Source organism: Pseudomonas sp. TMW22089 (genome assembly GCF_022496645.1).
In the GTDB taxonomy this organism is placed as follows: Bacteria; Pseudomonadota; Gammaproteobacteria; order Pseudomonadales; family Pseudomonadaceae; genus Aquipseudomonas; species Aquipseudomonas paraversuta.
On sequence record NZ_SCFG01000005.1, the window covers coordinates 187,978 to 212,582 of the forward strand.

Sequence of the window (24,605 nt, forward strand, 5' to 3'; positions counted from 1 at the left end):
CGCAATTCATTGTAGGAGCAAGCTCGCTCCTGCAGTTGATGCGGTAGACAACGGAAATAAAAAAAGCCCCGCCAGTTCAGAACTGGCGGGGCTTTTTAGTGGCCTGCAGGTTTAGACGAGTGGTTTAGACTCGTGTTCCTTGCCTTCGGCTACGGTTTCGCCAGCAGCTGCCTGAGCGGCAGCAGCGGCGGCTGCTTCACGCTTGCGGCGACGTACTTCGCGCGGGTCGTTAGGAGCGCGACCGTTGCTTGGTGCGGTGCTGGCAACCGGAGCTGTAACCACTACTTCAGTCACTTCAGTCGCGACAACAACTTCTGCCGGAGCAGGTTGTTCAACTACAGCTGTCTCGATCACGGCGGCTTCAGCCACTACGACTTCGACAGCCACAGGTTCAGCCACAGGAGCCGGAGCTGCCTCGACAATAGCCGGCTCGGCAATCGGCTCGCGAACAAAACGGGCTTCCTTGACGTGCTCTGGCGCTTTTTCGATGGCTGGTGCCTCAACAACCGGTGCTTCCACGCTTGGCGCTTCTACTGCCGGTGCTTCGACTACCGCTTCAACCACTGGCTCTGGCGCAGCTACAACAGGCGCTTCGACTGCCGGGGCAGGCTCGGCAACTACCTGAGCTTCAGGCTGTGCTTGCGGTGCTGCAGGCACTTCAACTTCTGGTGCCTTGACTGCTTCGACCGGGGTGACCGCTTCAACAGCTGGCGCTTCAACTACGGGGGCTTCAACCACAGGGGCTTCTACAACCGGTGTTGGCACAATGGCTACTTCAGTTGTTTGAACCTTTTCAGCAACCACGGTTTCTGCCGGAGCCGATTCCTGGACGGTCTGGGTCGCACGCTCGGCCTGTTGATTGGCCTGGGCTTCAGCAGGAGCGCTGATGACCGAGCTGGCAACGGCTTCAGTGACGGCCAGACCGGCAGCCAGTTCAGTGGTGGAAGGAGCGTTTTCGGCAGTGCCTTCTTCGCTGTTTTCTTCCGAGCCTTCAATCACGTTGCCATTGGCATCGCGTTGACGCTCACGACGGTTGCTGCGACGACGCTGGCCACGGGAGCGGCGGCGTGGACGATCGCCTTCGGCGTTGTCCTGCGACTCGTCCTGGGATTGCTCTTCGTTCGACAGAGCTTCTTCGTCTTCTGCGGCTACTGGCTGTACTTCGCGTGGTGCACGTTCTTCGCGGGGAGCACGCGGCTGGCGTTCTTCCCGTGGAGGGCGCGGTGCGCGCTCTTCTTCGACGACGACGGCTGCAACGGCTGCGGCAGGAACGGCATCCAGAGGCTCGCGCAATTCGCGAACGCGCTCTTCACGGGCTTCGCCGCGCGGTTTGCGTTCTTCACGAGGTGCGCGTGGAGCACGTTCTTCACGAGGTGGACGCGGTGCGCGTTCTTCACGGGCAACAGCAGCTACCGGAGTTTCTTCGCGCGGCTCGCGGACTTCGCGTGGTGCGCGTTCTTCTCGCGGTGCACGCTCTTCGCGTGGCTTGCGCTCTTCATCGCGACGGCCATTGCGATTGCGGCTTTGCTGGCGACCATTGCGGCGCTCTTCATTGCGCGCAGGACGCTCTGTCGTTGCCGGCTTCTCAACCACGGTCGGAGCAGCAGGCTCTTCCTTGGAGGCGAACAGGCTTACCAGCGATTTGACCAGGCCTTTGAACAGGCTTGGCTCGGCGATGGTAGCGGCAGGTGCAGCAGCAGGAGCCGGTGCAGCAGCTTCGGTCGGAACCGGTGCCGAGGTGCGCGGCGGTGCTGTTTTGACTGCAGCTTCCTGGCGAACCAGAGTGCGAGTGGCGGCAGCCGGCTGAACTTCTTCCACTTCCGCAGCAGCGGCAGCGATTTCGTAGCTGGACTGGTTGGTGTGGGCTTCCGGGCTGTCATCACGCAGGCGCTGAACTTCGAAGTGCGGCGTCTCGAGGTGATCGTTCGGCAGAATGATGATGCGTGCACGGGTCCGCAGTTCGATTTTGGTAATCGAGTTGCGCTTCTCGTTGAGCAGGAATGCAGCAACCGGGATTGGCACCTGGGCGCGCACTTCGGCAGTGCGGTCTTTCAGGGCTTCTTCTTCGATCAGGCGCAGAATGGCCAGCGACAGCGATTCAACGTCACGGATGATGCCGGTGCCATTGCAGCGTGGGCAAACGATGCCGCTGCTTTCGCCCAGGGATGGACGCAGGCGCTGACGGGACATTTCCAGCAAGCCAAAGCGCGAGATACGGCCCACTTGTACGCGGGCACGGTCTGCTTCCAGGCACTCGCGGACTTTTTCTTCCACGGCGCGCTGGTTTTTGGCAGGGGTCATGTCGATGAAGTCGATGACGATCAGGCCGCCGATGTCGCGCAGGCGCAACTGACGGGCGATTTCTTCAGCCGCTTCAAGGTTGGTTTGCAGTGCGGTTTCTTCGATATCGCTGCCTTTGGTGGCGCGCGCCGAGTTGATGTCGATGGACACCAGGGCTTCGGTCGGGTCGATAACGATGGAGCCGCCGGAAGGCAGTTCAACGACGCGCTGGAAGGCGGTCTCGATCTGGCTTTCGATCTGGAAACGATTGAACAGCGGAACGCTGTCTTCGTAGAGTTTGATTTTGCTGGCGTACTGCGGCATCACCTGGCGGATGAAGGTCAGGGCTTCGTCCTGTGCTTCAACGCTGTCGATCAGTACTTCGCCGATGTCCTGGCGCAAGTAGTCGCGGATGGCGCGGATGATCACGTTGCTTTCCTGATAGATCAGGAATGGCGCGGAGCGGTCCAGGGAGGCTTCTTTAATGGCGGTCCAGAGTTGCAGCAGGTAATCGAGGTCCCACTGCATTTCTTCGCTGCTGCGGCCCAGGCCTGCAGTGCGCACGATCAGACCCATGTCGGCCGGAGCGATCAGGCCGTTCAGGGCTTCGCGCAGCTCGTTGCGTTCTTCACCTTCGATGCGACGGGAGATACCGCCGGCACGCGGGTTATTAGGCATCAGAACCAGATAACGGCCAGCGAGGCTGATGAAGGTGGTCAGGGCTGCGCCCTTGTTGCCACGCTCTTCTTTCTCGACCTGCACGATAACTTCCTGGCCTTCGCTCAGGACGTCCTTGATGTTGACGCGGCCTTCAGGAGCTTTCTTGAAGTACTCGCGGGAGATTTCCTTAAGTGGCAGGAAGCCGTGGCGCTCAGAGCCAAAATCGACAAAGGCAGCCTCAAGGCTTGGTTCGATGCGAGTAATACGGCCTTTATAGATATTGGCTTTCTTCTGCTCGCGCGCGCCTGACTCGATGTCCAGGTCGTAGAGGCGTTGGCCATCTACCAGTGCAACACGCAACTCTTCAGGTTGAGTTGCGTTAATCAGCATTCTTTTCATGTTGTACCGTCGGTTTCCGGGCTACCGGAAACGGCGTTCGGCACACACGACTTCTCATGGTCGGTGTCAGGTGCGTCAGGAGCAGTTGGCCACTCCTGTGTCCAGCGAGGTTCGACCAATGGGGGCGAAGTCGCGACTTACGCTTCCTGCTTGCTGTGGTGACTTAAGCACTCAGTCAGGAGGAGGAATCAACCAGCGGCTGTGGACGAGATGAAGCGTCTTGATAAAGCCTATTGCTACACAGTCCGGCGGTTGTGCATCTCCACCCTACACGTATCCCTGATAATTCGGGTGCTGCCGCGCGCAGAATCCGCAGCGGGTTGGCATTTACCGTGTTCTCCAAAAGGGGAGTTCACGCATCATGGCTAATAAAGGCGATGTTTCCGAAGCATTCGCTTGATATGCCCGAAGCTGACTGCACTTTGTGAACTGGCCGTGAATATCGGCGTAAAAGGCGAGTTTGCACTCTGCTTTCCAGGCTCGCTTCAGGCCTCATGTCACCTGCGCTTGTTACAACTCCAGGTGTTCCGTATCCAGCAAAAGCCCCGTAGGACGGCCTCGCGTCCTGATTAAGAGCGTTGGGCAGGGCCGGTTATTCACCGTTAATCCGCTGTCCAGGCCGCTTTTGGCGGCGTTCGCGACTATAGCAGCAATGATTAAGTGCTTCAATTCCATAAAAAATTGTTATCATTCGCGGCATGACGACCACTACCCCCCCGACCCCCAGCGTCCAGCTGCTTGAGGTCTCGCCGGAATATGCCGGCCAACGCATCGACAACTTTTTACTTGCACGGCTCAAGGGCGTTCCCAAGACCTTGATTTACCGCATTTTGCGTAAAGGCGAAGTGCGTGTGAACAAGGGGCGGATCAAGCCCGAGTACAAGCTGCAGGCGGGCGATATCGTGCGCGTGCCGCCGGTTCGCGTGCCTGAACGCGATGAGCCGGTGCCGGTGGCTCAAGGTTTGTTGCAGCGACTCGAAGCCGCCATTGTCTACGAAGACAAGGCGCTGATAGTGCTGAACAAACCGGCCGGTATCGCTGTACATGGCGGTAGCGGTCTGACTTTTGGCGTAATTGAAGCCTTTCGTCAGATGCGCCCCGATGCCAAGGAACTGGAACTGGTGCATCGCCTGGATCGGGACACTTCCGGCCTGTTGATGATTGCCAAAAAGCGCAGCATGTTGCGTCACTTGCATGCCGCATTGCGCGGTGATGGTGTCGACAAGCGCTACATGGCGTTGGTGCGCGGTAACTGGGCGGCGTCCATCAAGCAGGTGCGAGCACCGCTGATGAAGAGCAACCTGCGTTCCGGCGAGCGTATGGTTGAAGTCAACGAAGAGGGCAAGGAGTCGGTCACCGTGTTCAAGGTGCTGCGTCGCTTCGGTGATTTTGCAACCATGATCGAGGCCAAGCCGATTACCGGCCGTACTCACCAGATTCGAGTGCACACATTGCATGCCGGTCACTGTATTGCCGGTGACACCAAGTATGGCGATGAAGGGTTTTCTAAAGAAATTCGCGATCTGGGTGGCAAGCGGCTGTTCTTGCACGCTTACATGCTGACGGTGCCTCTGCCTGAAGGTGGCGAGTTGAAGCTGCAGGCTCCGGTTGACGAAATGTGGGCCAAGACCGTGGAGCGCCTGCTGAGTGCGCCATGAGTACAAGCTGCTGATCTTCGACTGGGACGGTACGCTGGCCGACTCCATCGGTCGGATTGTCGCCGCGATGAAGGTCGCGGCACATCGCGCAGGCCGTCCTGAGCGTGATGAAGAGGCGATCAAGGGAATTATCGGCCTTGGTTTGCCTGAGGCCATCCTGTCGCTTTATCCCGATATGTCGGACGCCCAGGTGATTGCCTTTCGCCAGCACTATGCGGATGTCTACATGGCTATGGATACCGAGCCGTCACCGTTGTTTGCGGGGGTGGCTGAGTCGCTCGAGGCCTTTCGTGCCGAGGGTTACCGTTTGGCAGTTGCTACGGGCAAGGCGCGCCGGGGGCTTGACCGGGTGCTCAGGGCTCATGGCTGGGAAGATTTTTTCGATATCACCCGCGCTGCCGATGAGACCGCCAGCAAGCCTGATCCATTGATGCTGAATCAAATCCTGGCCCATTGCGACATGCAGCCCGGACAGGCCTTGATGGTGGGGGATGCGTCGTTTGATTTGCTGATGGCCCGCAACGCCGGTATTGATTCAGTTGCAGTGAGCTATGGTGCTCAGTCAATGGAGCGCTTGCTTGCATTTGAGCCGCGGTTGGCGATCGACAGTTTTCCCGAATTGCGTACCTGGCTCAATTGTCAGGTTAATTAAAGTCTTTGCTGGGGTAGAGCATGGTTGATCAATGGAAGGCGCCTTCAGAGTCTGAGCCGGCTGCCGGCGATGACAAAAGCTGGAAGCTGCTGGAAAAAACCCTGTTGGCAGGTATTCAGGAGCAGCGTCGGGCGCGTCGCTGGGGCATTTTTTTCAAGGTGCTGACCTTTTGTTATCTGATTACGGTGCTGATCCTGTTTTCTCCGTTGGTGGATATGGAACGCAGTGCCACCAGCAGCGGGTATACCGCTTTGATCGATGTGCGCGGCGTGATTGCGGACAAAGAGGCTGCCAGTGCTGACAATATTGTCACCAGCCTGCAGGCTGCGTTCGCCGATCCCAAGGTCAAGGGTGTGGTGTTGCGTATCAACAGTCCGGGCGGCAGTCCGGTGCAGTCGGGCTATGTCTACGATGAGATTCGCCGTCTGCGCGGCTTGCACCCTGATATCAAGGTGTATGCGGTGATTTCCGATCTGGGTGCCTCGGGTGCCTATTACATTGCCAGTGCGGCAGATGAAATTTACGCCGATAAAGCCAGTCTGGTGGGCTCGATCGGGGTGACGGCAGCAGGCTTTGGTTTTGTCGGTGCAATGGACAAGCTGGGCATTCAGCGCCGCGCTTACACCTCTGGCGAACACAAGGCCTTTCTTGATCCGTTCGAGCCTGAAAAACCGGACGAGACCAAGTTCTGGCAGGGCGTGTTGAATGTCACCCATGAGCAGTTCATTGCCAGCGTCAAGCAGGGGCGCGGTGATCGCCTTAAAGACAAGGATCATCCCGAGCTGTTTTCGGGGCTGGTCTGGACCGGGCAGCAGGCATTGCCTCTCGGCTTGATCGACGGGTTGGGTAATGCCAGTTCGGTTGCCCGTGATGTGATCGGTGAAAAAGAACTGATCGACTTCACTGTGCAAGAGTCGGCGTTTGACCGCTTCTCGAAAAAGCTGGGCGCCAGTGTGGCTGAACAGTTGGCGATGTGGATGGGGTTCCAGGGGCCGACCCTGCGCTGATCCATGGATGATTTAAAAAACCGGCCTTTTCAGGCCGGTTTTTTTGTTTTACGGAATCGCCACGCCTTGCGCGAGCAGCATGTCGACCAGGCGGATAAGTGGCAGGCCGACCAGGCTGGTGGCGTCATCGCCTTCGGTGCGCCTGAACAGGCTCACACCCAGACCTTCCGCTTTGAAGCTGCCTGCGCAGTCATAGGGTTCTTCGGCAAGCAGGTAGCGTTCGACCTGTTCCGGGGTGAGGGTGCGCATGTGCACGGTGAAGGGCACGCAGTCGGTTTGATAGTGGCCTGTCTGGCTGTTGAGCAGGGTCAGTCCGGTGAGGAAGGTTACGCTGGCGCCGCTGGCGTCCAAAAGTTGCTGGCGGGCCTTGTCAAACGTGTGGGGTTTGCCGATGATTCGTCCGTTGAGCGCTGCAACCTGGTCGGAGCCGATAATCAAGTGGTCGGGGTGACGGGTGGCAAGTGCTTCGGCTTTTTGCCGGGACAGGCGTTTCACCAGTTCAATGGCTGATTCGCCGGGGCGGTGGCTTTCGTCTATATCGGGGGAGCTGCAGCTGAAAGGCAGGCGCAGGCGAGTCAGCAGATCACGGCGATAAGCCGAGCTTGAAGCGAGTAATAAAGGCAGCATGCGCGTCTCCTGTGGGCGGTCAGGGATTCTAACGATCGTACAGGATGTCGCACAGGCACAATTTCCTTTGACAGGTGAAGGGGTCGTCCCTAGAATGCTGCGCCTATGTTGAATGACCCGATTCCACCTCACGTTGACCCGCGCAAATTAGCTGATCGTGGCACTACCCTCCAAGGTGAAGTGTTGCTGGCTGATTTGGAGAGACTCTGCGACCCGCTTTCCGATACTCTCGGAACGGTCCAGGCGAAATTTGTTTTTGAACGAGATGAACGTAGGTCTGTGGTCATCCACAGCTCTATCGACGCCGAAGTCAAAATGGTTTGCCAGCGTTGTCTTGAGCTGGTCACCCTGCCGATCCACAGCGAGTGCAGTTATGCTGTGGTGAAAGAGGGTGCGAACACCCAGTCGTTACCGCAAGGTTATGACGTGCTGGAGCTGGGCGAGGATCCTTTGGATCTGCTGGCACTGATCGAGGAAGAGCTTCTGCTCGCCTTGCCCATTGTGCCTGCTCATCATCCGGAAGAATGCCAGCAGCCGGCGGGTCTCGATGAGCCCGATCCAGGCGAGGACGAGGTAACGCGGTCCAACCCGTTCAGTGTATTGGCGCAGTTAAAGCGTGACCCAAACGTTTAGGAGTTAATTAATTATGGCTGTTCAGCAGAACAAAAAATCCCGCTCTGCCCGTGACATGCGTCGTTCGCACGATGCTCTTTCGGCTAGCACTCTGTCTGTAGAAAAAACCACCGGTGAAATTCACCTGCGTCACCACGTATCGCCAGAAGGCGTATACCGTGGTCGTAAAGTGATCGACAAGGGCGCTGACGAGTAATCACTTGTCCGTTCAGGTCATCGCGATCGACGCAATGGGCGGGGACTTCGGTCCCCGCAGCATTGTTCAGGCCAGTATTGCTTGCCTGTCTGCTACTCCCTCGTTACACCTGACCCTCGTCGGTCAACCCTCCGAACTTGAAAATCTGATTGCCAGCTATCCGGCTGTGGATCGCACGCGCCTGACTATTACCCCTGCTTCAGAAGTGATCGCCATGAATGAGCGGCCTTCGCTAGCTTTGCGCAGCAAGCCAGACTCTTCTATGCGTGTGGCGCTGGAGTTGTTGCGTGACGGCAAGGTGCAGGCATGCGTGAGCTCAGGTAATACCGGGGCGCTGATGGCGCTGTCGCGGCATGTGCTTAAAACCTTGCCGGGGATTGATCGTCCGGCAATGGTGGCGGCGGTGCCGACCCAAACCGGCTACTGTCAGTTGCTGGATCTGGGGGCCAATGTTGATTGCACTGCCGGGCAGTTGTTTCAGTTTGCCGTGATGGGCTCGGTGGCGGCGCAGGCGCTGGGTATTCTGCGTCCGCGGGTCGCCTTGCTCAATATAGGCACCGAGGACGTCAAGGGTAATCAGCAGGTCAAGGAAGCGGCGGTATTGTTGCAGTCGGCGCCTGGCCTCAATTACATCGGCTTTATTGAGGGTGACGGGGTGTACCGGGGTGAGGCCGATGTGGTGGTGTGCGATGGATTTGTCGGCAATATCTTGCTCAAATCCAGCGAAGGTCTGGCGACGATGATTTCGAGCAGGATCCGGGCGGTATTCAAGCGTACGCTGTTCGGCCGGTTTGTCGGTGCGCTGGCGTTACCGTTAATGCGGCGTTTGCAGGCTGATCTGGCGCCCGCCCGGCATAATGGTGCGAGTTTTCTCGGTTTGCAGGGCATTGTTATCAAGAGTCACGGTTCGGCAGGTGCTCAGGGCTTTCAGAGTGCAATAGAGCGCGCACTGATTGAAATCCATGAAGACCTGCCAAAGCGTTTGTATGGACGCCTTGAAGGGTTGTTGCCGTAGGCGTTTTGCCGGCCGGGTACTGAAATGTGACCGCCCGGTCTAATCAGCCATCCAACTGTCAGTTTCTTGCGTCCGCCACGGCAGGACGTCAATTCTCCGACGACAAGATCATTAGGGGCTTGTTACATGTCTACATCCCTCGCATTCGTCTTTCCAGGGCAGGGTTCGCAGTCCCTCGGCATGTTGGCCGAGCTGGGCGCGGCTCATCCGCTGGTCATTGATACCTTCAAAGAAGCTTCTGATGCTCTGGGTTACGACCTGTGGGCCGTGACCCAGGAAGGGCCGGCAGAAAAACTCAATCAAACTGATGTTACCCAGCCAGCCATTCTGACTGCCTCGATTGCCCTTTGGCGTCTGTGGCTGGCCGAAGGCGGCAAGCGTCCGGATTATGTTGCCGGTCACAGCCTGGGTGAATACAGCGCTCTGGTGGCTGCCGGCTGTCTGAGCCTGGCGGATGCGGTCAGGCTGGTTGAGCGTCGCGGGCAACTGATGCAGGAAGCTGTTCCGGCCGGTCAGGGCGCCATGGCGGCGATTCTGGGGCTCGAAGACGCCGTTGTGCTGCAAGCCTGTGCTGAAGCTGCCCAGGGTGAAGTGGTCAGCGCGGTTAACTTCAACTCGCCGGGTCAGGTTGTAATTGCCGGTTCCAAGGCTGCCGTCGAGCGTGCCATGGAGCTGTGCAAGGCCGCCGGAGCCAAGCGTGCGCTGCCATTGCCGGTCAGCGTACCTTCGCATTGTGAGTTGATGCGTCCTGCCGCAGAGCGCTTCGCCGAGTCGATTCAAGCGATTGATTGGCAGGCGCCACAGATTCCTCTGGTGCAGAACGTCAGTGCGGCCATTGTGCAAGATCTGGAAACCCTCAAGCGCGATCTGCTCGAGCAGCTGTACAAGCCGGTGCGCTGGGTTGAATCGGTACAGGCGCTTGCAGCCAGCGGTCCGGTTGACTTGGTTGAGTGCGGTCCGGGCAAAGTCCTGGTAGGCATCAGCAAACGTTGCGCAGAAGGCGTAACCACTCACAACTTGAATACCCCAGATGCCTTCGCCGCTGCGCGTACGGCACTGGCTTGAATTAGGAGAAGCCTGCATGAGCTTGCAAGGTAAAGTTGCACTGGTAACCGGCGCCAGCCGTGGTATTGGCCAGGCTATTGCCCTGGAATTGGGTCGTCAGGGCGCCGTTGTAATCGGCACTGCTACGTCGCAAGCCGGTGCCGAGCGCATCGCTGCCACCCTGAAAGAACACGGTGTTCAGGGTACCGGCATGGAACTTAATGTTACCAGCGATGAATCAGTTGCCGCGGTGCTGAACAGCATTCAGGAACAGTTCGGTGCGCCGGCGATCCTGGTCAATAATGCCGGCATCACCCGCGATAACCTGATGATGCGGATGAAAAATGACGAATGGCATGACGTCGTCGATACCAACTTGAACAGTCTGTTTCGCCTGTCCAAGGGTGTTTTGCGCGGCATGACCAAGGCCCGTTGGGGACGAATTATCAGTATTGGCTCTGTTGTGGGTGCCATGGGCAACGCAGGCCAAGTAAACTATGCCGCCGCCAAGGCTGGCCTGGAAGGTTTCAGCCGTGCGCTGGCACGTGAAGTGGGCTCGCGCTCGATCACTGTGAACTCGGTAGCGCCAGGGTTTATCGATACCGATATGACCCGCGAGTTACCGCAGGCACAGCGTGAAGCCTTGCTGACACAGATTCCGCTGGGCCGTTTGGGTCAGGCACAAGAGATCGCAAACGTGGTTTCTTTTCTGGCCTCTGACGGTGCAGCCTACGTGACCGGAGCTACAATCCCGGTCAACGGCGGGATGTACATGAGTTAAATGTGACGGATTGCTTCAAAAAAATGTCATACGAGCTGTCTAAAATCCGTTATAAAGCTGCAATCTATTTATAGGCAGAGGGCCGTTGAGGGATGAGTGCAAAGCTTTCAGTTGAAAAACTGAAAAGTCTTTCGATACACTTGCCCGCTGGCCAGCTGCCTGAATTTGTCCATTAGGAGTGAAAACAAGGTATGAGCACCATCGAAGAGCGCGTCAAGAAAATCGTAGCCGAGCAACTGGGCGTTAAAGAAGAAGAAGTAGTAAACACTGCTTCCTTCGTTGAAGACCTGGGTGCCGACTCCCTTGACACCGTTGAGCTTGTGATGGCTCTTGAAGAGGAATTCGAGACTGAAATTCCTGACGAAGAAGCTGAAAAGATCACGACCGTACAAGCTGCTATCGATTACGTGACTAACCACCAGGCTTAATTGCTTGTAATCGTTGCTCGCTGTTATGGAAAAACCGCACTGCCGCTCTGGCGTGCGGTTTTTTCTTTAGGTGTGATGCAAAGTGTCGTCAATAGAATAAAGGAGAGTGCTGTGTCGCGTAGACGCGTCGTAGTCACCGGTATGGGGATGTTGTCGCCGCTGGGTGCAGATGTACCAAGCTCCTGGCAAGGCATTCTGGCAGGCCGAAGTGGCATTGGTCTGATCGAACACACGGATCTTTCTGCCTATTCCACCCGTTTTGGCGGCTCGGTACAGGGTTTTAACGTTGAGGATTACCTCTCCGTCAAAGAGTCCCGAAAACTTGACCTGTTTATTCAATACGGATTGGCAGCCGGATTTCAAGCTGTGCGTAATTCCGGCCTTGAAGTCACAGATGCCAATCGTGAGCGCATCGGTGTAGCAATGGGCTCCGGTATTGGTGGTCTGACCAATATCGAAGAAACCAGCCGTACCCTGCATGAGCAAGGCCCGCGACGGATCTCTCCGTTTTTCGTGCCTGGCTCGATCATCAATATGATTTCCGGCTTTCTGTCTATCCACCTGGGTACGCAGGGTCCGAACTACGCCATTGCCACAGCCTGTACCACGGGTACGCACTGCATCGGCATGGCGGCACGCAACATTGCTTACGGCGAAGCCGACGTAATGATTGCCGGCGGCGCCGAGATGGCCGCGTGCGGTCTGGGCATGGGCGGCTTTGGTGCCTCGCGTGCGTTGTCGACCCGTAACGACGACCCGACGCGTGCCAGCCGTCCCTGGGACAAAGGCCGTGACGGTTTTGTGCTTTCTGATGGTGCCGGTGCGCTGGTGCTTGAAGAGCTTGAGCATGCCAAGGCCCGTGGTGCGACCATCTATGCCGAACTGATAGGTTTTGGCATGAGCGGTGATGCTTATCATATGACCTCGCCTCCGGCTGACGGTGCGGGCGCTGCACGCTGCATCACCAACGCCTTGCGCGACGCCAGAATTAACGGCGATCAAGTGCAGTACATCAACGCCCATGGCACGTCGACACCTGCGGGTGACCTGGCGGAAGTGTCGGCGATCAAGTCGGTGTTTGGCGAACACGCCTACAACCTGGCGGTGAGCTCGACCAAATCCATGACCGGTCACTTGCTGGGTGCTGCAGGCGCGGTAGAGGCAATCTTCAGCGTGCTGGCGATCAACAGCCAGATAGCTCCGCCGACCATCAACCTCGATGAGCCGGATGAAGGCTGCGACCTCGATTTCGTGCCGCACAAGGCGCGGGAAATGCCGATCGATGTAGTGCTGTCCAACTCATTCGGTTTTGGCGGCACCAACGGCTCGTTGGTGTTCCGTCGGTTCACCGACTGATGCAAAGCTGGGTCGACGGCCAGCCAGCGAACGCCTTGGCGTCGCTTAAAGACCGTGGGCTGGCCTACGGTGATGGTCTGTTCGAGACCATTGCCGTCAAGGCCGGCAAACCGCAGCTGCTGGACCTGCACTTGCAGCGTCTGGCACTCGGTTGTACCCGACTGGCGATTGTTGCGGATCAGGCATTGATCCGCAGCGAATTGCTGGCGTATGCGCAGGCCATGGGGGAGGGCGTTCTCAAGCTCATCCTGACCCGTGGCGACAGTCTGCGCGGTTACAGCGCCAACCCCGAGGCGCAACCTCGAAGAATTCTTCAAGCCGGTCCGGCTGCTACTTACCCGCAGGCCCATGCCGAGCAGGGCATCCAGCTGTTTGACTGCGCCACCCGTCTGGCCGAGCAGCCGCTGTTGGCGGGGCTCAAGCACCTTAATCGCCTGGAACAGGTGATCGCCCGTTCTGAATGGCAAGACCCGGCCTACGCCGAGGGCTTGATGCGCGACACCTCGGGCCGGATCATCGAAGGCGTGTTCAGCAATCTGTTTCTGGTCCGCGACGGTGCCTTGCTCACCCCCGACCTGCAGCGTTGCGGTGTGGCCGGCGTGATGCGCGCAGCGCTACTGGCCGAGGCCGGACAGCTGGGCATCCCTTGTCATGTTTCTGACATCAGCCTGAAGCAATTGCAGCAGGCCGATGAACTCTTTCTCTGCAACAGCGTATATGGCATCTGGCCTGTTCGCGGGTTTGCAGAGCTGAGCTGGCCGGTGGGGCCGCTCACCCGTAAACTGCAAGGCATTGCTCGCACCCTATTGGATGTTTGATTCGTGAAACGTAAATTCTTGGTGCTGCTGGAGACAGGTCTGGTGCTGGCGGGATTGTTGCTGGGCGCTAGCGCCTGGAAGCTCAACTCGGCGCTGGAACAACCGCTTAACCTGACACAAGAGCAACTGCTCGACGTACCGGCTGGCGCCACGCCGACCGGCACCTTCAATCGGCTAGAGGCCGACGGCACGCTGGATGACGCTTTCTGGCTGCGCCTGTACTGGCGTTTCAATCTCGAGGGCCAGCCCCTGCACAGCGGTGAGTACCGCATGACTCCCGGCATGAGCGCCCAGGACCTGATTGGCCTGTGGAAGCGTGGTGAAGTGGTGCAGTACAGCTTGACCCTGGTCGAAGGCTGGAACTTCCGGCAGGTACGCAGCGCCCTGGCAAAACACGAAAAAATCGAGCAGACCCTAGACGGTTTGAGCGACAGCGAAGTCATGGCCAAACTCGGTCATCCCGGAGAATTCCCGGAAGGCCGGTTCTTTCCGGACACCTATCGCTTCGTGCGGGGCATGACTGACGCTCAATTGCTCGAAAAATCCTACAACCGTCTGGAGAAAGTGCTGGCCGAAGAATGGGAGCAACGAGACCCGGACGTACCCTATGCCGACCCTTACCAGGCGCTGATCATGGCCTCTCTGGTAGAGAAAGAAACCGGTGTGCCCCAGGAACGCGGGCAGATTGCCGGGGTATTCGTGCGCCGCATGAAAATCGGTATGCCGCTGCAAACCGATCCCACCGTGATCTACGGGCTGGGCGAGCGCTACAACGGCAAGCTCACCCGTAGCCATCTGCGTGAACCCACGCCGTACAACACCTACACCATTCCGGGTTTACCGCCGACACCGATTGCCATGGTCGGGCGTGAAGCGATTCATGCCGCCTTGCACCCGGTCAGTGGCAGCAGCCTGTATTTTGTTGCCAAGGGCGATGGCAGCCACACCTTTTCCGATGATCTGGATGCGCACAACAATGCCGTGCGCGAGTTCCAGATCAAGCGTCGTGCCGACTACCGTTCAAGTCCGGCGCCGACCCCGGCAGCGGAGCCGGTGAGCCCTGCGGCCGAGCCGCAAAGCCCGCAATGACATTGATTAAGGATTGCTGCCTGTGACTGGCTTGTTTATTACCCTGGAAGGCCCCGAAGGCGCGGGCAAAAGCACCAATCGCGAATACTTGGCCGAGCGCCTGCGCAGCGCCGGTATCGACGTGGTTCTGACCCGCGAGCCCGGCGGCACGCCATTGGCCGAGCGAATTCGCGAGCTGTTGCTGGCACCCAGCGATGAAGCCATGTGCGCCGACACCGAGCTGCTGCTGGTGTTTGCCGCCCGTGCCCAGCATCTGGCCGAGGTGATTCGTCCGGCACTGGCCCGTGGCGCCGTGGTGTTGTGCGATCGCTTCACCGACGCCACTTATGCCTATCAAGGTGGCGGCCGCGGTTTGTCGCAAGAGCGTATCGCCAGCCTTGAAACCTTCGTGCAAGGTTCATTGCGCCCGGACCTGACCTTGGTGTTTGATCTGCCGATTGAAGTCGGCATGGCCCGGGCCAGCGCCCGTGGGCGGCTTGACCGCTTCGAGCAGGAAGGCCGGACATTCTTTGATGCGGTGCGCAGCACCTACCTCAAGCGTGCCGGGGCTGAGCCCGGGCGTTATCGTCTGGTGGATGCCGCCCAGTCACTGGAAAACGTACAAGTGCAGCTGGATGCCTTGTTGCCAGAACTGCTGGAACTGCACCGTGGCTGAGGCTTATCCGTGGCAGGACGGCCTGTGGCAGCAAATGGCCGGGCGTGCCCAGCATGCTCACGCCTATCTGTTGCACGGGCCGGCGGGCATCGGCAAGCGCGCGCTGGCCGAACGCCTGATGGCCAGCCTGTTGTGCAGGCAGCCGGTCGGGCTGGAGGCCTGCGGGGCGTGCAAGTCCTGCTCGTTACTGGCTGCGGGCAGTCATCCCGACAACTACATCCTGGAACCCGAAGAAGCCGACAAGGCGATCAAGGTTGACCAGGTACGGGATCTGGTCAGCTTTGTGGTGCAAACCGCGCAGCTGGGCGGGCGCAAGGTGGTGCTGGTCGAGCCGGTTGAGTCGATGAACATCAACGCTGCCAACGCCCTGCTCAAAAGCCTTGAAGAACCGTCCGGCAATACCATTTTGTTGTTGGTCAGCCACCAGTCCAGTCGCCTGCTGCCGACCATCCGCAGTCGTTGCGTGCAACAAGCCTGCCCACTGCCGGGCGAGGCCCTGAGCCTGGAGTGGCTGGCCGGGGCATTGCCCGAGTGCAGCAGCGAAGAGCGGGCTGAATTGCTGACGCTGGCAGCGGGCTCGCCCCTGGCCGCGGTCAAGCTGCAGGCCCAGGGTGTGCGTGAACAGCGGGCTGCGGTAGTGGCCGGGGTAAAAAAACTGTTGAAGCGCGAGCTGTCAGCGACGCAACTGGCGGAAAGCTGGAATGCCATACCATTGCTGCTGCTGTTTGACTGGTTTTGCGACTGGTCGAGTTTGATCCTGCGATATCAGTTGACCCAGGACGAGTCCGGTCTTGGTCTGGAAGACATGCGCAAAGTACTGCAGTACCTGGCGCAGAAAACCCCGCAGGACAAAGTCCTGAATATTCAGGACTGGATTCTCGCCCAACGGCAAAAAGTGCTGAGCAAAGCCAACCTCAACCGGGTGTTGTTGCTTGAGGCACTCTTGGTGCAGTGGGCGGGTCTGCCCGGCCAGCGCTGATTTGATTGAATTGTGAAACAGGTGATTTTTGTATGCTCGTAGATTCCCATTGCCACCTCGATCGCCTTGATCTGAGTGCCCATGACGGTTCGCTGGACGCCGCCCTTGAAGCGGCACGCCAGCGCGGTGTCGGGCACTTTCTGTGCATTGGCGTGAGTGCCGACAATGCGGGCGATGTCAAAGCCCTGGCGGATCGCTATGCCGATGTCGATTGCTCGGTGGGTGTCCACCCGCTGGATGTTCAGCCAGGGGCCGCGCCAGCGCTGGACTGGTTGCTGAACGAGTTGAATCACCCGCGGGTGGTGGCCATTGGCGAGACGGGTCTGGACTATCACTACGAGCCGGAAGCCGCCGAGTTACAGCAACTGTCGTTTCGGGTTCACCTGGAGGCGGCGCAGCAGACCGGCAAACCTGTGGTGATCCATACCCGTGGAGCTCGCGCCGATACCCTGGCCATGCTGCGTGAAGCGGCGCTGCCCAATGCCGGCGTGTTGCATTGCTTCACCGAAGACTGGGACATGGCCAGGGCTGCGCTGGACATGGGCTATTACATTTCGTTGTCGGGCATTGTCACCTTCCGTAATGCCGACGCCCTGCGCGATGTGGCCAGCAAAGTCCCGGCGGATCGCCTGCTGGTTGAGACCGACTCGCCGTATCTGGCGCCGATTCCCTATCGTGGCAAGCCGAACCTGCCGCAATACGTGCGCGAAGTCGCCGAATTTCTGGCCATGTTGCGCGGCGAGTCCTACGAGCGTTTTGCCGAGCAGACCACCGAAAACTTCAAGCGCCTGTTCCCCCTGGCCCGGGTTCAGGGCTAGCCCCCAACGCCTTGCGGGAGCGAGTGGGTGAGTGGCAAAAAAAACCCGGACTCTGGGGAATCCGGGTTAAGACCATTAGGAGTAAAACAAAGGCCTACATTCCATTGTCGCCTTGATCGGCGAAACACTTGGGGGGGATGCTGCGCCGACTCCTTAAGTATTGGTCAGCTTTGTTGAACGTCCAGTCTCTGTTGGTCATTTTTTAAACAGATTTGGAATACGCGTGATTCGTTTGAGTGCTCATAGTGTTTATATGAAATTCTCGGTAAACGTCTATACGCAGGATGGTCCGTGCAATTTAGCGTGACTAATGCATAATACTCCGCTTCGATTTTGACCCGAACAGACCTTTTCTTATGCACAAAGAACCCCGTAAGGTCCGTGAGTTTCGTCGCCGCGAGCAAGAAATTCTCGATACCGCGCTCAAGCTGTTCCTCGAACTTGGTGAAGACAGCGTCACCGTCGAGATGATTGCTGATGCCGTAGGTATCGGCAAAGGCACGATTTACAAGCACTTCAAGTCCAAGGCCGAGATCTATTTGCGCCTGATGCTCGACTACGAGCGCGATTTGAATGAATTGCTGCAATCCGCTGACGTTGATAAAGACAAAGAGGCGCTGTCGCGCGCCTATTTTGAATTTCGCATGCGTGATCCCCAGCGCTACCGCTTGTTTGACCGCCTCGAAGAAAAGGTCGTCAAAGGTAATCAGGTGCCTGAACTGGTTGAAGAGCTGCACAAGATCCGTGCTTCCAACTTCGAACGCCTGACCCTGCTGATCAAGGGTCGCATCAGCGAAGGCAAGCTCGAAGACGTGCCACCTTACTTCCACTATTGCGCGGCCTGGGCGCTGGTGCACGGCGCCGTGGCGCTGTACCACTCGCCGTTCTGGAGCAACGTGCTGGAAGACCAGGAAGGGTTCTTCCAGTTCCTGATGGACATCGGCGTGCGCATGGGCAACAAGCGCAAGCGTGATACGGACACCCCGGCTGTCGAGTAAGGCTGCAAGGCATATACTTGGATCTGGGTCTTGCCAAAACTTGATTTCTAAGTCAAGTTTTGGCGCGCTCTATATTCCCCGTGCCGGAGTCATCCATGATTGTTGATCGCCAAGGCAGACGTTTTCGCAATTTGCGTATCAGTCTGACCTCTGCCTGCAACTACGCCTGTACCTACTGCGTGCCCAACGGCAAGCGACTGGTCGCAGCGCAGGATGAACTGTCGGCCGAGGCCATGGTGCGCGGGGTGGCCTACCTGATCGAAGCCGCAGGCATCGAGCGCTTGCGTATTACCGGCGGCGAACCACTGGTCAGTCCCAAGCTCGAAACCTTTATGCGTGAAGTTGGCCAGTTGGGCCTGGGTGATATCAGCCTGACCACCAACGGCCAACTGCTTGCGCGAAAATTGCCGCTGCTGGTGGACGCCGGTATTCGCCGCCTCAACGTATCCCTCGATACCCTTGATCCTGTTGCGTTTCGCACCATTGCCCGGGGCGGCGATCTGCCGACCGTCCTCGACGGCATGCAACAGGCCAGCGCCGCAGGGATGAAAATCAAGGTCAACATGGTGCCGTTGCGCGGGCAGAACCTGGATCAGGTCATGCCGCTGCTGGAGTACTGCCTTGAGCGCGGCTACGAGCTGCGCTTTATCGAACTGATGCGCATGGGGCATCTGGCCAGTGATGGCAACGCCTTCCTGCAACAGTTCGTCAGCCTGCAACAACTGTTGTCGCTGATTGGCGAGCGCTATGAATACCTGCAGGCCGATGCACCGGTGGATGCCACTGCGGTGCGCTACCAGATCCCGGGGTTTGGTCACTTCGGTGTGATCGCCAACGAAAGCGTCCCGTTCTGCCGTACCTGCTCGCGGTTGCGGCTGTCGTCCACGGGCTGGCTGCATGGCTGTCTTTCGTCGAGCAATCGCCACTATGTCGGCGACCTCCTGAACAAACCCCGCCACCAGGCCCTGCCAGCCCTGCAAAGCTTGTTGATGAAAGCCCTGGGCGACAAGCAGGACGTTGCCTTCTCGGGCGGCGCCACTGTGATGAAAATCATCGGCGGCTAAGCCCCCTGTGTATCAATGCCCGCAGGAGCGAGCCCTTGACCGGCCCGTGAGCCAGCTTTTACATCTGATCCCTGTATATGGGATGCAAAATTATATATTGAGACTTTTCCGTTTCCGGGTTTATAGTCGGCAGCAGCTCCACGCACTCACACTAAAAAAATAAAACAGGTGAAGTGATGCCCAGATATCCCAGGATTCCCCTGCGCGCCCGTGCGACTCCCCCATTCCCCAGATTTCTCGGCCGGCCATCGACAGATGTCCGGTTTTCGTCGTGCTTTCTTTTTGGAGTCCTGATCCATGGCTGAAGCCCTTTCACTGCCGCCGGCAGTCGAGCCGCCCCGTGGCGAGCGCCTTAAAAACAAGGTGGTGCTACTGACCGGCGCCGCTCAGGGTATCGGCGAGGCCATCGTTGCCAGCTTCGTCTCGCAACAGGCGAAAATGGTCATCAGCGATATCCAGGCCGAGAAGGTCGAGAAAGTCGCAGCCCATTGGCGTGAGCAAGGGGGCGACGTGCAGGCCATCAAGGCCGACGTGTCCTGCCAGGCCGACCTGTATGCCATGGTCGCGCTGGCCATGGAACTGCATGGCCGGGTCGATGTGCTGGTCAATTGCGCCGGGGTCAACGTGTTCCGCGATCCGCTGGAAATGACCGAGGAAGACTGGCGTCGCTGTTTCGCCATCGATCTGGACGGCGCCTGGTATGGCTGCAAGGCGGTATTGCCGCAAATGATTGCGCAGGGCATCGGTAGCATCATCAACATTGCCTCCACCCATTCGAGCCATATTATTCCGGGCTGCTTTCCGTACCCCGTGGCCAAGCATGGCCTGCTGGGGCTTACCCGCGCGCTGGGCATCGAGTACGCCGCCAAAGGCATCCGCGTCAATGCCATCGCCCCCGGTTACATCGAGACCCAGTTGAACGTCGATTACTGGAACGGTTTCGCCGACCCCCATGCCGAGCGCCAGCGCGCCCTTGATCTGCATCCGCCGCGGCGTATCGGCCAGCCGCTGGAAGTGGCAATGACGGCTGTATTCCTGGCCAGCGATGAGGCGCCGTTCATCAACGCCTCCTGCATCACCATCGATGGCGGGCGCTCGGTGCTTTACCACGACTGATCCCGCATCCGGACCTGTCAGGCTTTCAAACACCTCAAAAATAACAACAAGGAGTTTGCCATGTACCGTCGTCCCTTCATTCGTACCCTGTGCTGCGCGGCCCTGGCGGCCAGCGCATTGAGTCTGAGCAGTGCCTTGCTGGCTGGCGATCCGGTAAAGATCGGTTTTCTGGTCAAACAGGCGGAAGAACCCTGGTTCCAGACCGAATGGGTGTTCGCAGAAAAGGCCGCCAAGGACAAAGGCTTCGAGCTGATCAAAATTGCTGTGCCGGATGGTGAAAAGACCCTGTCGGCCATCGACAGCCTGGCAGCCAACGGCGCCCAGGGCTTTGTCATCTGCCCGCCGGATGTCGGTCTGGGCCCGGCGATCATGGCCAAGGCCAAGGCCAACGGTTTGAAAGTCATCGCTGTCGATGACCGCTTTGTCGATGCCAACGGCAAGTTTATGGAAGAGGTGCCGTACCTGGGAATGGCAGCCTTCGAAGTCGGCCAGAAACAGGGCAATGCGATGGTCGCCGAAGCAAAAAAACGCAACTGGGACTGGAACGACACCTACGCCGTAATCAACACCTTCAATGAACTGGACACCGGTAAGAAACGCACCGACGGCTCGGTCAAATCCCTCAAGGACGCGGGCCTTGCCGATGATCATATCCTGTACTCGGCGCTTAAAACCCTCGATGTTCCCGGCAGCATGGATGCCACCAACTCGGCACTGGTCAAACTGCCCGGCGGCGCGAAAAACCTGATTATTGGCGGCATGAACGACAGCACCGTGCTCGGCGGGGTACGGGCCACGGAAAGCGCCGGTTTCGCCGCCGCCAACGTCATCGGGATCGGCATCAACGGTACCGACGCCATTGGCGAACTGAAAAAGGCCAACAGCGGTTTCTACGGCTCCATGCTGCCGAGCCCGCATATCGAAGGCTACAAGACCGCAACCATGATGTTTGAGTGGATCACCGAAGGCAAAGAGCCGCCTCTGTACACCGCCATGGACGAAGTAACGCTGATCACCCGGGACAACTTCCAGGAAGAGCTGACCAAGATCGGTTTGTGGAATTGAGTCGAGGTCACTATGCCGCAGCCATTAGCCACTCAAGCACTGACAAGCAATACCGACAGCCTGCGCTTCAACGGCATCGGCAAGCATTTCCCCGGGGTCCAGGCGCTGGCCAATATCAGCTTTGTCGCCCATCCCGGCCAGGTGCATGCACTGATGGGCGAGAACGGTGCCGGTAAATCCACCCTGCTGAAAATCCTTGGCGGTGCCTACGCGCCCAGCAGCGGCAACCTGCAGATCGGTGAGCAGTCGCTGGTCTTCAGATCCACCGCTGAAAGCATCGCCAACCGGGTCGCCGTGATCCATCAGGAACTGCATCTGGTACCGGAAATGAGCGTGGCCGAGAACCTGTTTCTCGGCCATCTGCCGGCGCGCTTTGGTCTGATCAAGCGCGGCGAATTGCGGCACCAGGCCCTGCAGTTGCTCAAGGGGCTGGCCGATGAAATCGATCCGCAAGAGAAGGTTGCCCGCTTGTCCCTGGGCCAGCGGCAACTGGTGGAAATCGCCAAGGCGCTGTCCCGCGGGGCTCATGTCATTGCCTTCGATGAGCCCACCAGCAGCCTCTCGGCGCGGGAAATCGACCGCCTGATGACCATCATCGGGCGCCTGCGGGATGAGGGCAAAGTGGTGCTCTACGTGTCCCACCGCATGGAAGAAGTATTCCGCATCTGCAACGCGGTCACGGTGTTCAAGGATGGCCGCTATGTTCGCACCTTCGAGCAGATGAGCGAGCTGAGCCACGACCAGCTGGTGACCTGCATGGTCGGCCGTGACATTCAGGACATCTATGACTACCGCCCCCGTGAGTGTGGCGAAGTGGTGCTCAAGGTCGACCGCCTGCTCGGGCCGGGGTTGCGCGAGCCGGTGAGTTTTGCAGTGCGCAAGGGCGAGATTCTAGGCCTGTTCGGGCTGGTGGGCGCCGGGCGTACCGAGCTGTTGCGCCTGCTCGGCGGGCTGGCCCGTCACAGTGGCGGCCAGGTAGAACTGCAAGGCGTTGCGCTCAAGCTGCGCTCGCCCCGGGATGCGATTGCTGCCGGGGTGCTGCTGTGCCCGGAGGATCGGAAAAAGGAAGGCATCATTCCTTTGGCCAGCGTCGCGGAGAACATCAACATCAGTGCCCGCGGCGCCCATTCCACCCTGGGTTGCCTGTTGCGCGGGGTATGGGAGCGCGACAACGCCGACCGGCAGATCCATGCCCTGAATGTGAAGACTCCGACGGCGTCGCAGAAAATCATGTTCCTGTCCGGCGGCAATCAGCAAAAAGCCATTCTCGGGCGCTGGCTGTCGATGCCGATGAAAGTGCTGCTGCTTGACGAGCCGACCCGGGGCATCGATATCGGCGCCAAGGCCGAGATCTACCAGATCATCCATCGTCTGGCCGCCAGCGGAATTGCGGTGATAGTGGTGTCCAGCGACCTGATGGAAGTGCTGGGGATCAGCGACCGCATTCTGGTTTTGTGCGAAGGCGTGGTCAGCGGTGAGCTGCCAAGAGCCCAGGCCAATGAATCGAACCTGTTGCAAATGGCCTTGCCCCGCCAGCGCGGCTAACGGCGTGACCCACTGAGAGGTTTGTATGACAACCCAAGATTCGACACTGGCGACACCCCGTAAAAAACTCGACATGCGCCGCTTCCTCGACGATTGGGTCATGTTGCTGGCAGCGTTTGCGATTTTCCTCCTCTGCACCTTGCTGATCGACAACTTCCTGTCGCCGCTCAACATGCGCGGCCTGGGCCTGGCCATCTCCACCACCGGGATTGCTGCCTGCACCATGCTCTATTGCCTGGCGTCGGGGCATTTCGATCTGTCCGTGGGATCGGTGATTGCCTGCTCCGGAGTCGTTGCCGCGGTGGTCATGCGTGACACCGACAGTGTGTTCCTGGGTGTCTGCGCGGCGCTGGGCATGGGCCTGATTGTCGGTCTGATCAACGGCATCGTTATCGCCAAGTTGCGGGTCAACGCGCTGATTACCACCCTGGCCACCATGCAGATCGTGCGCGGACTGGCGTATATCTTTGCCAATGGCAAGGCGGTGGGGGTGTCCCAGGAAGCGTTTTACGTCTTTGGTAACGGCCAGGTGTTCGGCGTGCCGGTGCCGATCCTGATCACCATCGTCTGCTTCCTGTTCTTTGGCTGGCTGCTCAACTACACCACCTATGGCCGCAACACCATGGCCATAGGCGGCAATCAGGAAGCGGCGCTGCTGGCCGGGGTCAATGTCGACCGCACCAAAATCATCATCTTCGCCGTACACGGGCTGATTGGCGCGCTGGCCGGGGTGATCCTGGCTTCGCGCATGACCTCGGGCCAGCCCATGATCGGGCAGGGCTTCGAGCTGACCGTGATCTCGGCCTGTGTACTGGGCGGGGTGTCGTTGAGCGGCGGGGTGGGGATGATCCGGCATGTGATCGCCGGGGTGCTGATTCTGGCGATTATCGAGAATGCGATGAACCTGAAGAACATCGACACGTTCTACCAGTACGTGATTCGCGGTTCGATCCTGTTGCTGGCGGTGGTGATCGACCGCTTGAAGCAGCGCTGACTCTGAATACCGGCTGCCACAGGTTTTGCGCCAAGGCATGCAGCAAACTGGCGCGCAAACTGCATTACGCGACTATTCGCCGGTTTTCTGTCACCGGCCATCGGGAGATCAGGATGCGTAGTCTGTTTGTGGTGCTGTCGGCGCTGGCGCTGGGTGGCTGTATGACGGTCAGCGATCTGGGGGAGGGTGCACGTTATCAAATGAGCGACGCCGGTCTGCTCGATCACAGCAATACCCGGCGCAGCAATTCACTGCGCATCCAGCCGGACTCCTATATCTACATTGCCCAGGGGCCATTCGCCCCCGTAGGCGATCCTTATGTACGGCCCAATGTGGTGGCTGAAGAAGCCTATAACGGCTTTATCGAATACTTCCCCATGGTGCGCCGCGCCAAAGCGCCGCTGGGGCTTGACCAGGCCATGACTGAAGCCCGTGGCTATGGAGCGCATTACTTGCTCTACACTCGCTTTGCACGGGCCGACGACCGTATCGGCAACAGTGACGAATGGCTGGATCAGGAAGAAATCAGCCGCCTGGGGGTTGATGGCGGCGTGATCCAGGTGATGTTGATCGAGACCAGCACCCAGTACCTGATCGATACCGCGACCATTCGCAGCTGTGGCGGCTTGCTGACGTTCCATGAGCAAAAGCCGGCGGACCTGATCGGGCCGCCGCTCGCCAAGTACGCGCGCAGCTTGATAGGCTTGAGCGACCAATAAGACCAGGAG

The 24,605-nt window shown here is 58.7% G+C and carries 24 protein-coding genes; 22 read left to right on the forward strand and 2 right to left on the reverse strand.

The genetic code is table 11. The annotated features are described in order from the left end of the window. Nucleotides 1-111: 111 nt before the first annotated feature. Nucleotides 112-3,330 (reverse strand): ribonuclease E, encoded by a 3,219-nt coding sequence (gene rne, locus EQV90_RS07560; protein WP_240877953.1) that lies wholly within the window; start codon nt 3,328-3,330, stop codon nt 112-114. Between the two features lie 707 nt (nt 3,331-4,037). Between rne and rluC the strand changes: the two genes are divergently transcribed. The 3 genes from rluC to EQV90_RS07575 are packed head-to-tail and all read left to right on the forward strand — an operon-like array spanning nt 4,038 to nt 6,656. After that, nucleotides 4,038-4,997, forward strand: a complete 960-nt coding sequence (gene rluC, locus EQV90_RS07565) for a 23S rRNA pseudouridine(955/2504/2580) synthase RluC (protein WP_003442528.1) — start codon at nt 4,038-4,040, stop codon at nt 4,995-4,997. Next, on the forward strand, nt 4,987-5,649 hold the full coding sequence (locus tag EQV90_RS07570) for an HAD-IA family hydrolase (protein WP_003442527.1): 663 nt from the start codon (nt 4,987-4,989) through the stop codon (nt 5,647-5,649). Before rluC ends, EQV90_RS07570 begins: the two co-directional genes overlap by 11 nt. A 20-nt stretch (nt 5,650-5,669) precedes the next feature. After that, on the forward strand, nt 5,670-6,656 hold the full coding sequence (locus EQV90_RS07575) for a S49 family peptidase (protein WP_003442525.1): 987 nt from the start codon (nt 5,670-5,672) through the stop codon (nt 6,654-6,656). A gap of 48 nt (nt 6,657-6,704) precedes the next feature. Here the strand turns inward: EQV90_RS07575 and EQV90_RS07580 are convergent, their stop codons facing one another. Then, a complete protein-coding gene (locus EQV90_RS07580; protein WP_240877954.1) occupies nt 6,705-7,283 on the reverse strand; it encodes a Maf family nucleotide pyrophosphatase in 579 nt (192 codons plus the stop codon). Nucleotides 7,284-7,388: 105 nt separating this feature from the next. Here EQV90_RS07580 and EQV90_RS07585 point away from each other — a divergent pair, with 105 nt between their 5' ends. The 19 genes from EQV90_RS07585 (at nt 7,389) to EQV90_RS07675 (ending at nt 24,596) form a co-directional block, all read left to right on the forward strand. Next, nucleotides 7,389-7,916 (forward strand): YceD family protein, encoded by a 528-nt coding sequence (locus EQV90_RS07585; RefSeq protein ID WP_003442521.1) that lies wholly within the window; start codon nt 7,389-7,391, stop codon nt 7,914-7,916. A gap of 13 nt (nt 7,917-7,929) precedes the next feature. Continuing rightward, the gene (rpmF, locus tag EQV90_RS07590) at nt 7,930-8,112 is read left to right on the forward strand and encodes a 50S ribosomal protein L32 (protein ID WP_003442519.1); all 183 of its coding nucleotides are present in this window, start codon (nt 7,930-7,932) and stop codon (nt 8,110-8,112) included. Between the two features lie 4 nt (nt 8,113-8,116). Then, on the forward strand, nt 8,117-9,127 hold the full coding sequence (gene plsX / locus EQV90_RS07595) for a phosphate acyltransferase PlsX (protein ID WP_127196192.1): 1,011 nt from the start codon (nt 8,117-8,119) through the stop codon (nt 9,125-9,127). Nucleotides 9,128-9,253: 126 nt separating this feature from the next. Further along, nucleotides 9,254-10,192 (forward strand): ACP S-malonyltransferase, encoded by a 939-nt coding sequence (gene fabD, locus EQV90_RS07600; protein ID WP_029612305.1) that lies wholly within the window; start codon nt 9,254-9,256, stop codon nt 10,190-10,192. A 16-nt stretch (nt 10,193-10,208) separates the two neighbouring features. Next, a complete protein-coding gene (gene fabG / locus EQV90_RS07605) occupies nt 10,209-10,952 on the forward strand; it encodes a 3-oxoacyl-ACP reductase FabG (protein ID WP_010655790.1) in 744 nt (247 codons plus the stop codon). Between the two features lie 191 nt (nt 10,953-11,143). After that, entirely contained in the window at nt 11,144-11,380 is a 237-nt protein-coding gene (gene acpP / locus EQV90_RS07610; RefSeq protein WP_003442511.1) for an acyl carrier protein, read from the forward strand. Nucleotides 11,381-11,491: 111 nt separating this feature from the next. After that, entirely contained in the window at nt 11,492-12,736 is a 1,245-nt protein-coding gene (gene fabF / locus EQV90_RS07615; RefSeq protein ID WP_010655791.1) for a beta-ketoacyl-ACP synthase II, read from the forward strand. Next, on the forward strand, nt 12,736-13,554 hold the full coding sequence (gene pabC, locus EQV90_RS07620) for an aminodeoxychorismate lyase (protein ID WP_010655792.1): 819 nt from the start codon (nt 12,736-12,738) through the stop codon (nt 13,552-13,554). The genes fabF and pabC overlap by 1 nt, the downstream gene beginning before the upstream one ends. 3 nt (nt 13,555-13,557) lie before the next feature. Next, nucleotides 13,558-14,643: an endolytic transglycosylase MltG gene (gene mltG / locus EQV90_RS07625; RefSeq protein ID WP_240877955.1), complete on the forward strand. Its 1,086-nt coding sequence runs from the start codon at nt 13,558-13,560 to the stop codon at nt 14,641-14,643. A 22-nt stretch (nt 14,644-14,665) separates the two neighbouring features. Then, on the forward strand, nt 14,666-15,298 hold the full coding sequence (tmk, locus tag EQV90_RS07630) for a dTMP kinase (protein WP_003442480.1): 633 nt from the start codon (nt 14,666-14,668) through the stop codon (nt 15,296-15,298). Further along, a complete protein-coding gene (locus EQV90_RS07635; RefSeq protein WP_003442478.1) occupies nt 15,291-16,277 on the forward strand; it encodes a DNA polymerase III subunit delta' in 987 nt (328 codons plus the stop codon). Before tmk ends, EQV90_RS07635 begins: the two co-directional genes overlap by 8 nt. Before the next feature lie 32 nt (nt 16,278-16,309). Further along, the gene (locus tag EQV90_RS07640; protein ID WP_003442476.1) at nt 16,310-17,095 is read left to right on the forward strand and encodes a TatD family hydrolase; all 786 of its coding nucleotides are present in this window, start codon (nt 16,310-16,312) and stop codon (nt 17,093-17,095) included. Nucleotides 17,096-17,451: 356 nt separating this feature from the next. Continuing rightward, nucleotides 17,452-18,093, forward strand: a complete 642-nt coding sequence (locus EQV90_RS07645; protein ID WP_003442473.1) for a TetR/AcrR family transcriptional regulator — start codon at nt 17,452-17,454, stop codon at nt 18,091-18,093. Between the two features lie 95 nt (nt 18,094-18,188). Continuing rightward, entirely contained in the window at nt 18,189-19,157 is a 969-nt protein-coding gene (locus tag EQV90_RS07650; protein ID WP_060781734.1) for a radical SAM protein, read from the forward strand. Between the two features lie 297 nt (nt 19,158-19,454). After that, a complete protein-coding gene (locus EQV90_RS07655; RefSeq protein WP_161718127.1) occupies nt 19,455-20,273 on the forward strand; it encodes an SDR family oxidoreductase in 819 nt (272 codons plus the stop codon). A 60-nt stretch (nt 20,274-20,333) separates the two neighbouring features. Then, nucleotides 20,334-21,338, forward strand: coding sequence for a substrate-binding domain-containing protein (locus EQV90_RS07660; protein WP_010655797.1), 1,005 nt, complete (start codon nt 20,334-20,336; stop codon nt 21,336-21,338). A 12-nt stretch (nt 21,339-21,350) separates the two neighbouring features. Then, a complete protein-coding gene (araG, locus tag EQV90_RS07665) occupies nt 21,351-22,883 on the forward strand; it encodes an L-arabinose ABC transporter ATP-binding protein AraG (RefSeq protein ID WP_003442459.1) in 1,533 nt (510 codons plus the stop codon). Between the two features lie 25 nt (nt 22,884-22,908). After that, complete coding sequence (gene araH, locus EQV90_RS07670; RefSeq protein WP_127196200.1) at nt 22,909-23,877, forward strand: L-arabinose ABC transporter permease AraH; 969 nt, start codon at nt 22,909-22,911, stop codon at nt 23,875-23,877. Between the two features lie 113 nt (nt 23,878-23,990). Then, the gene (locus tag EQV90_RS07675) at nt 23,991-24,596 is read left to right on the forward strand and encodes a DUF4823 domain-containing protein (RefSeq protein ID WP_240877956.1); all 606 of its coding nucleotides are present in this window, start codon (nt 23,991-23,993) and stop codon (nt 24,594-24,596) included. The last annotated feature ends 9 nt before the right edge of the window (nt 24,597-24,605 follow it).

Excerpts from the sequence above, each read along its gene's own strand:
- rne (WP_240877953.1), bottom strand. The coding sequence starts at position 3,330 with ATGCTGATTAACGCAACTCAACCTGAAGAGTTGCGTGTTGCACTGGTA.
- rluC (WP_003442528.1), top strand. The coding sequence starts at position 4,038 with ATGACGACCACTACCCCCCCGACCCCCAGCGTCCAGCTGCTTGAGGTC.
- EQV90_RS07575 (WP_003442525.1), top strand. The coding sequence starts at position 5,670 with ATGGTTGATCAATGGAAGGCGCCTTCAGAGTCTGAGCCGGCTGCCGGC.
- EQV90_RS07580 (WP_240877954.1), bottom strand. The coding sequence starts at position 7,283 with ATGCTGCCTTTATTACTCGCTTCAAGCTCGGCTTATCGCCGTGATCTG.
- EQV90_RS07585 (WP_003442521.1), top strand. The coding sequence starts at position 7,389 with ATGTTGAATGACCCGATTCCACCTCACGTTGACCCGCGCAAATTAGCT.
- rpmF (WP_003442519.1), top strand. The coding sequence starts at position 7,930 with ATGGCTGTTCAGCAGAACAAAAAATCCCGCTCTGCCCGTGACATGCGT.
- fabD (WP_029612305.1), top strand. The coding sequence starts at position 9,254 with ATGTCTACATCCCTCGCATTCGTCTTTCCAGGGCAGGGTTCGCAGTCC.
- fabG (WP_010655790.1), top strand. The coding sequence starts at position 10,209 with ATGAGCTTGCAAGGTAAAGTTGCACTGGTAACCGGCGCCAGCCGTGGT.
- acpP (WP_003442511.1), top strand. The coding sequence starts at position 11,144 with ATGAGCACCATCGAAGAGCGCGTCAAGAAAATCGTAGCCGAGCAACTG.
- pabC (WP_010655792.1), top strand. The coding sequence starts at position 12,736 with ATGCAAAGCTGGGTCGACGGCCAGCCAGCGAACGCCTTGGCGTCGCTT.
- EQV90_RS07640 (WP_003442476.1), top strand. The coding sequence starts at position 16,310 with ATGCTCGTAGATTCCCATTGCCACCTCGATCGCCTTGATCTGAGTGCC.
- EQV90_RS07645 (WP_003442473.1), top strand. The coding sequence starts at position 17,452 with ATGCACAAAGAACCCCGTAAGGTCCGTGAGTTTCGTCGCCGCGAGCAA.
- EQV90_RS07650 (WP_060781734.1), top strand. The coding sequence starts at position 18,189 with ATGATTGTTGATCGCCAAGGCAGACGTTTTCGCAATTTGCGTATCAGT.
- EQV90_RS07655 (WP_161718127.1), top strand. The coding sequence starts at position 19,455 with ATGGCTGAAGCCCTTTCACTGCCGCCGGCAGTCGAGCCGCCCCGTGGC.
- EQV90_RS07660 (WP_010655797.1), top strand. The coding sequence starts at position 20,334 with ATGTACCGTCGTCCCTTCATTCGTACCCTGTGCTGCGCGGCCCTGGCG.
- araG (WP_003442459.1), top strand. The coding sequence starts at position 21,351 with ATGCCGCAGCCATTAGCCACTCAAGCACTGACAAGCAATACCGACAGC.
- araH (WP_127196200.1), top strand. The coding sequence starts at position 22,909 with ATGACAACCCAAGATTCGACACTGGCGACACCCCGTAAAAAACTCGAC.
- EQV90_RS07675 (WP_240877956.1), top strand. The coding sequence starts at position 23,991 with ATGCGTAGTCTGTTTGTGGTGCTGTCGGCGCTGGCGCTGGGTGGCTGT.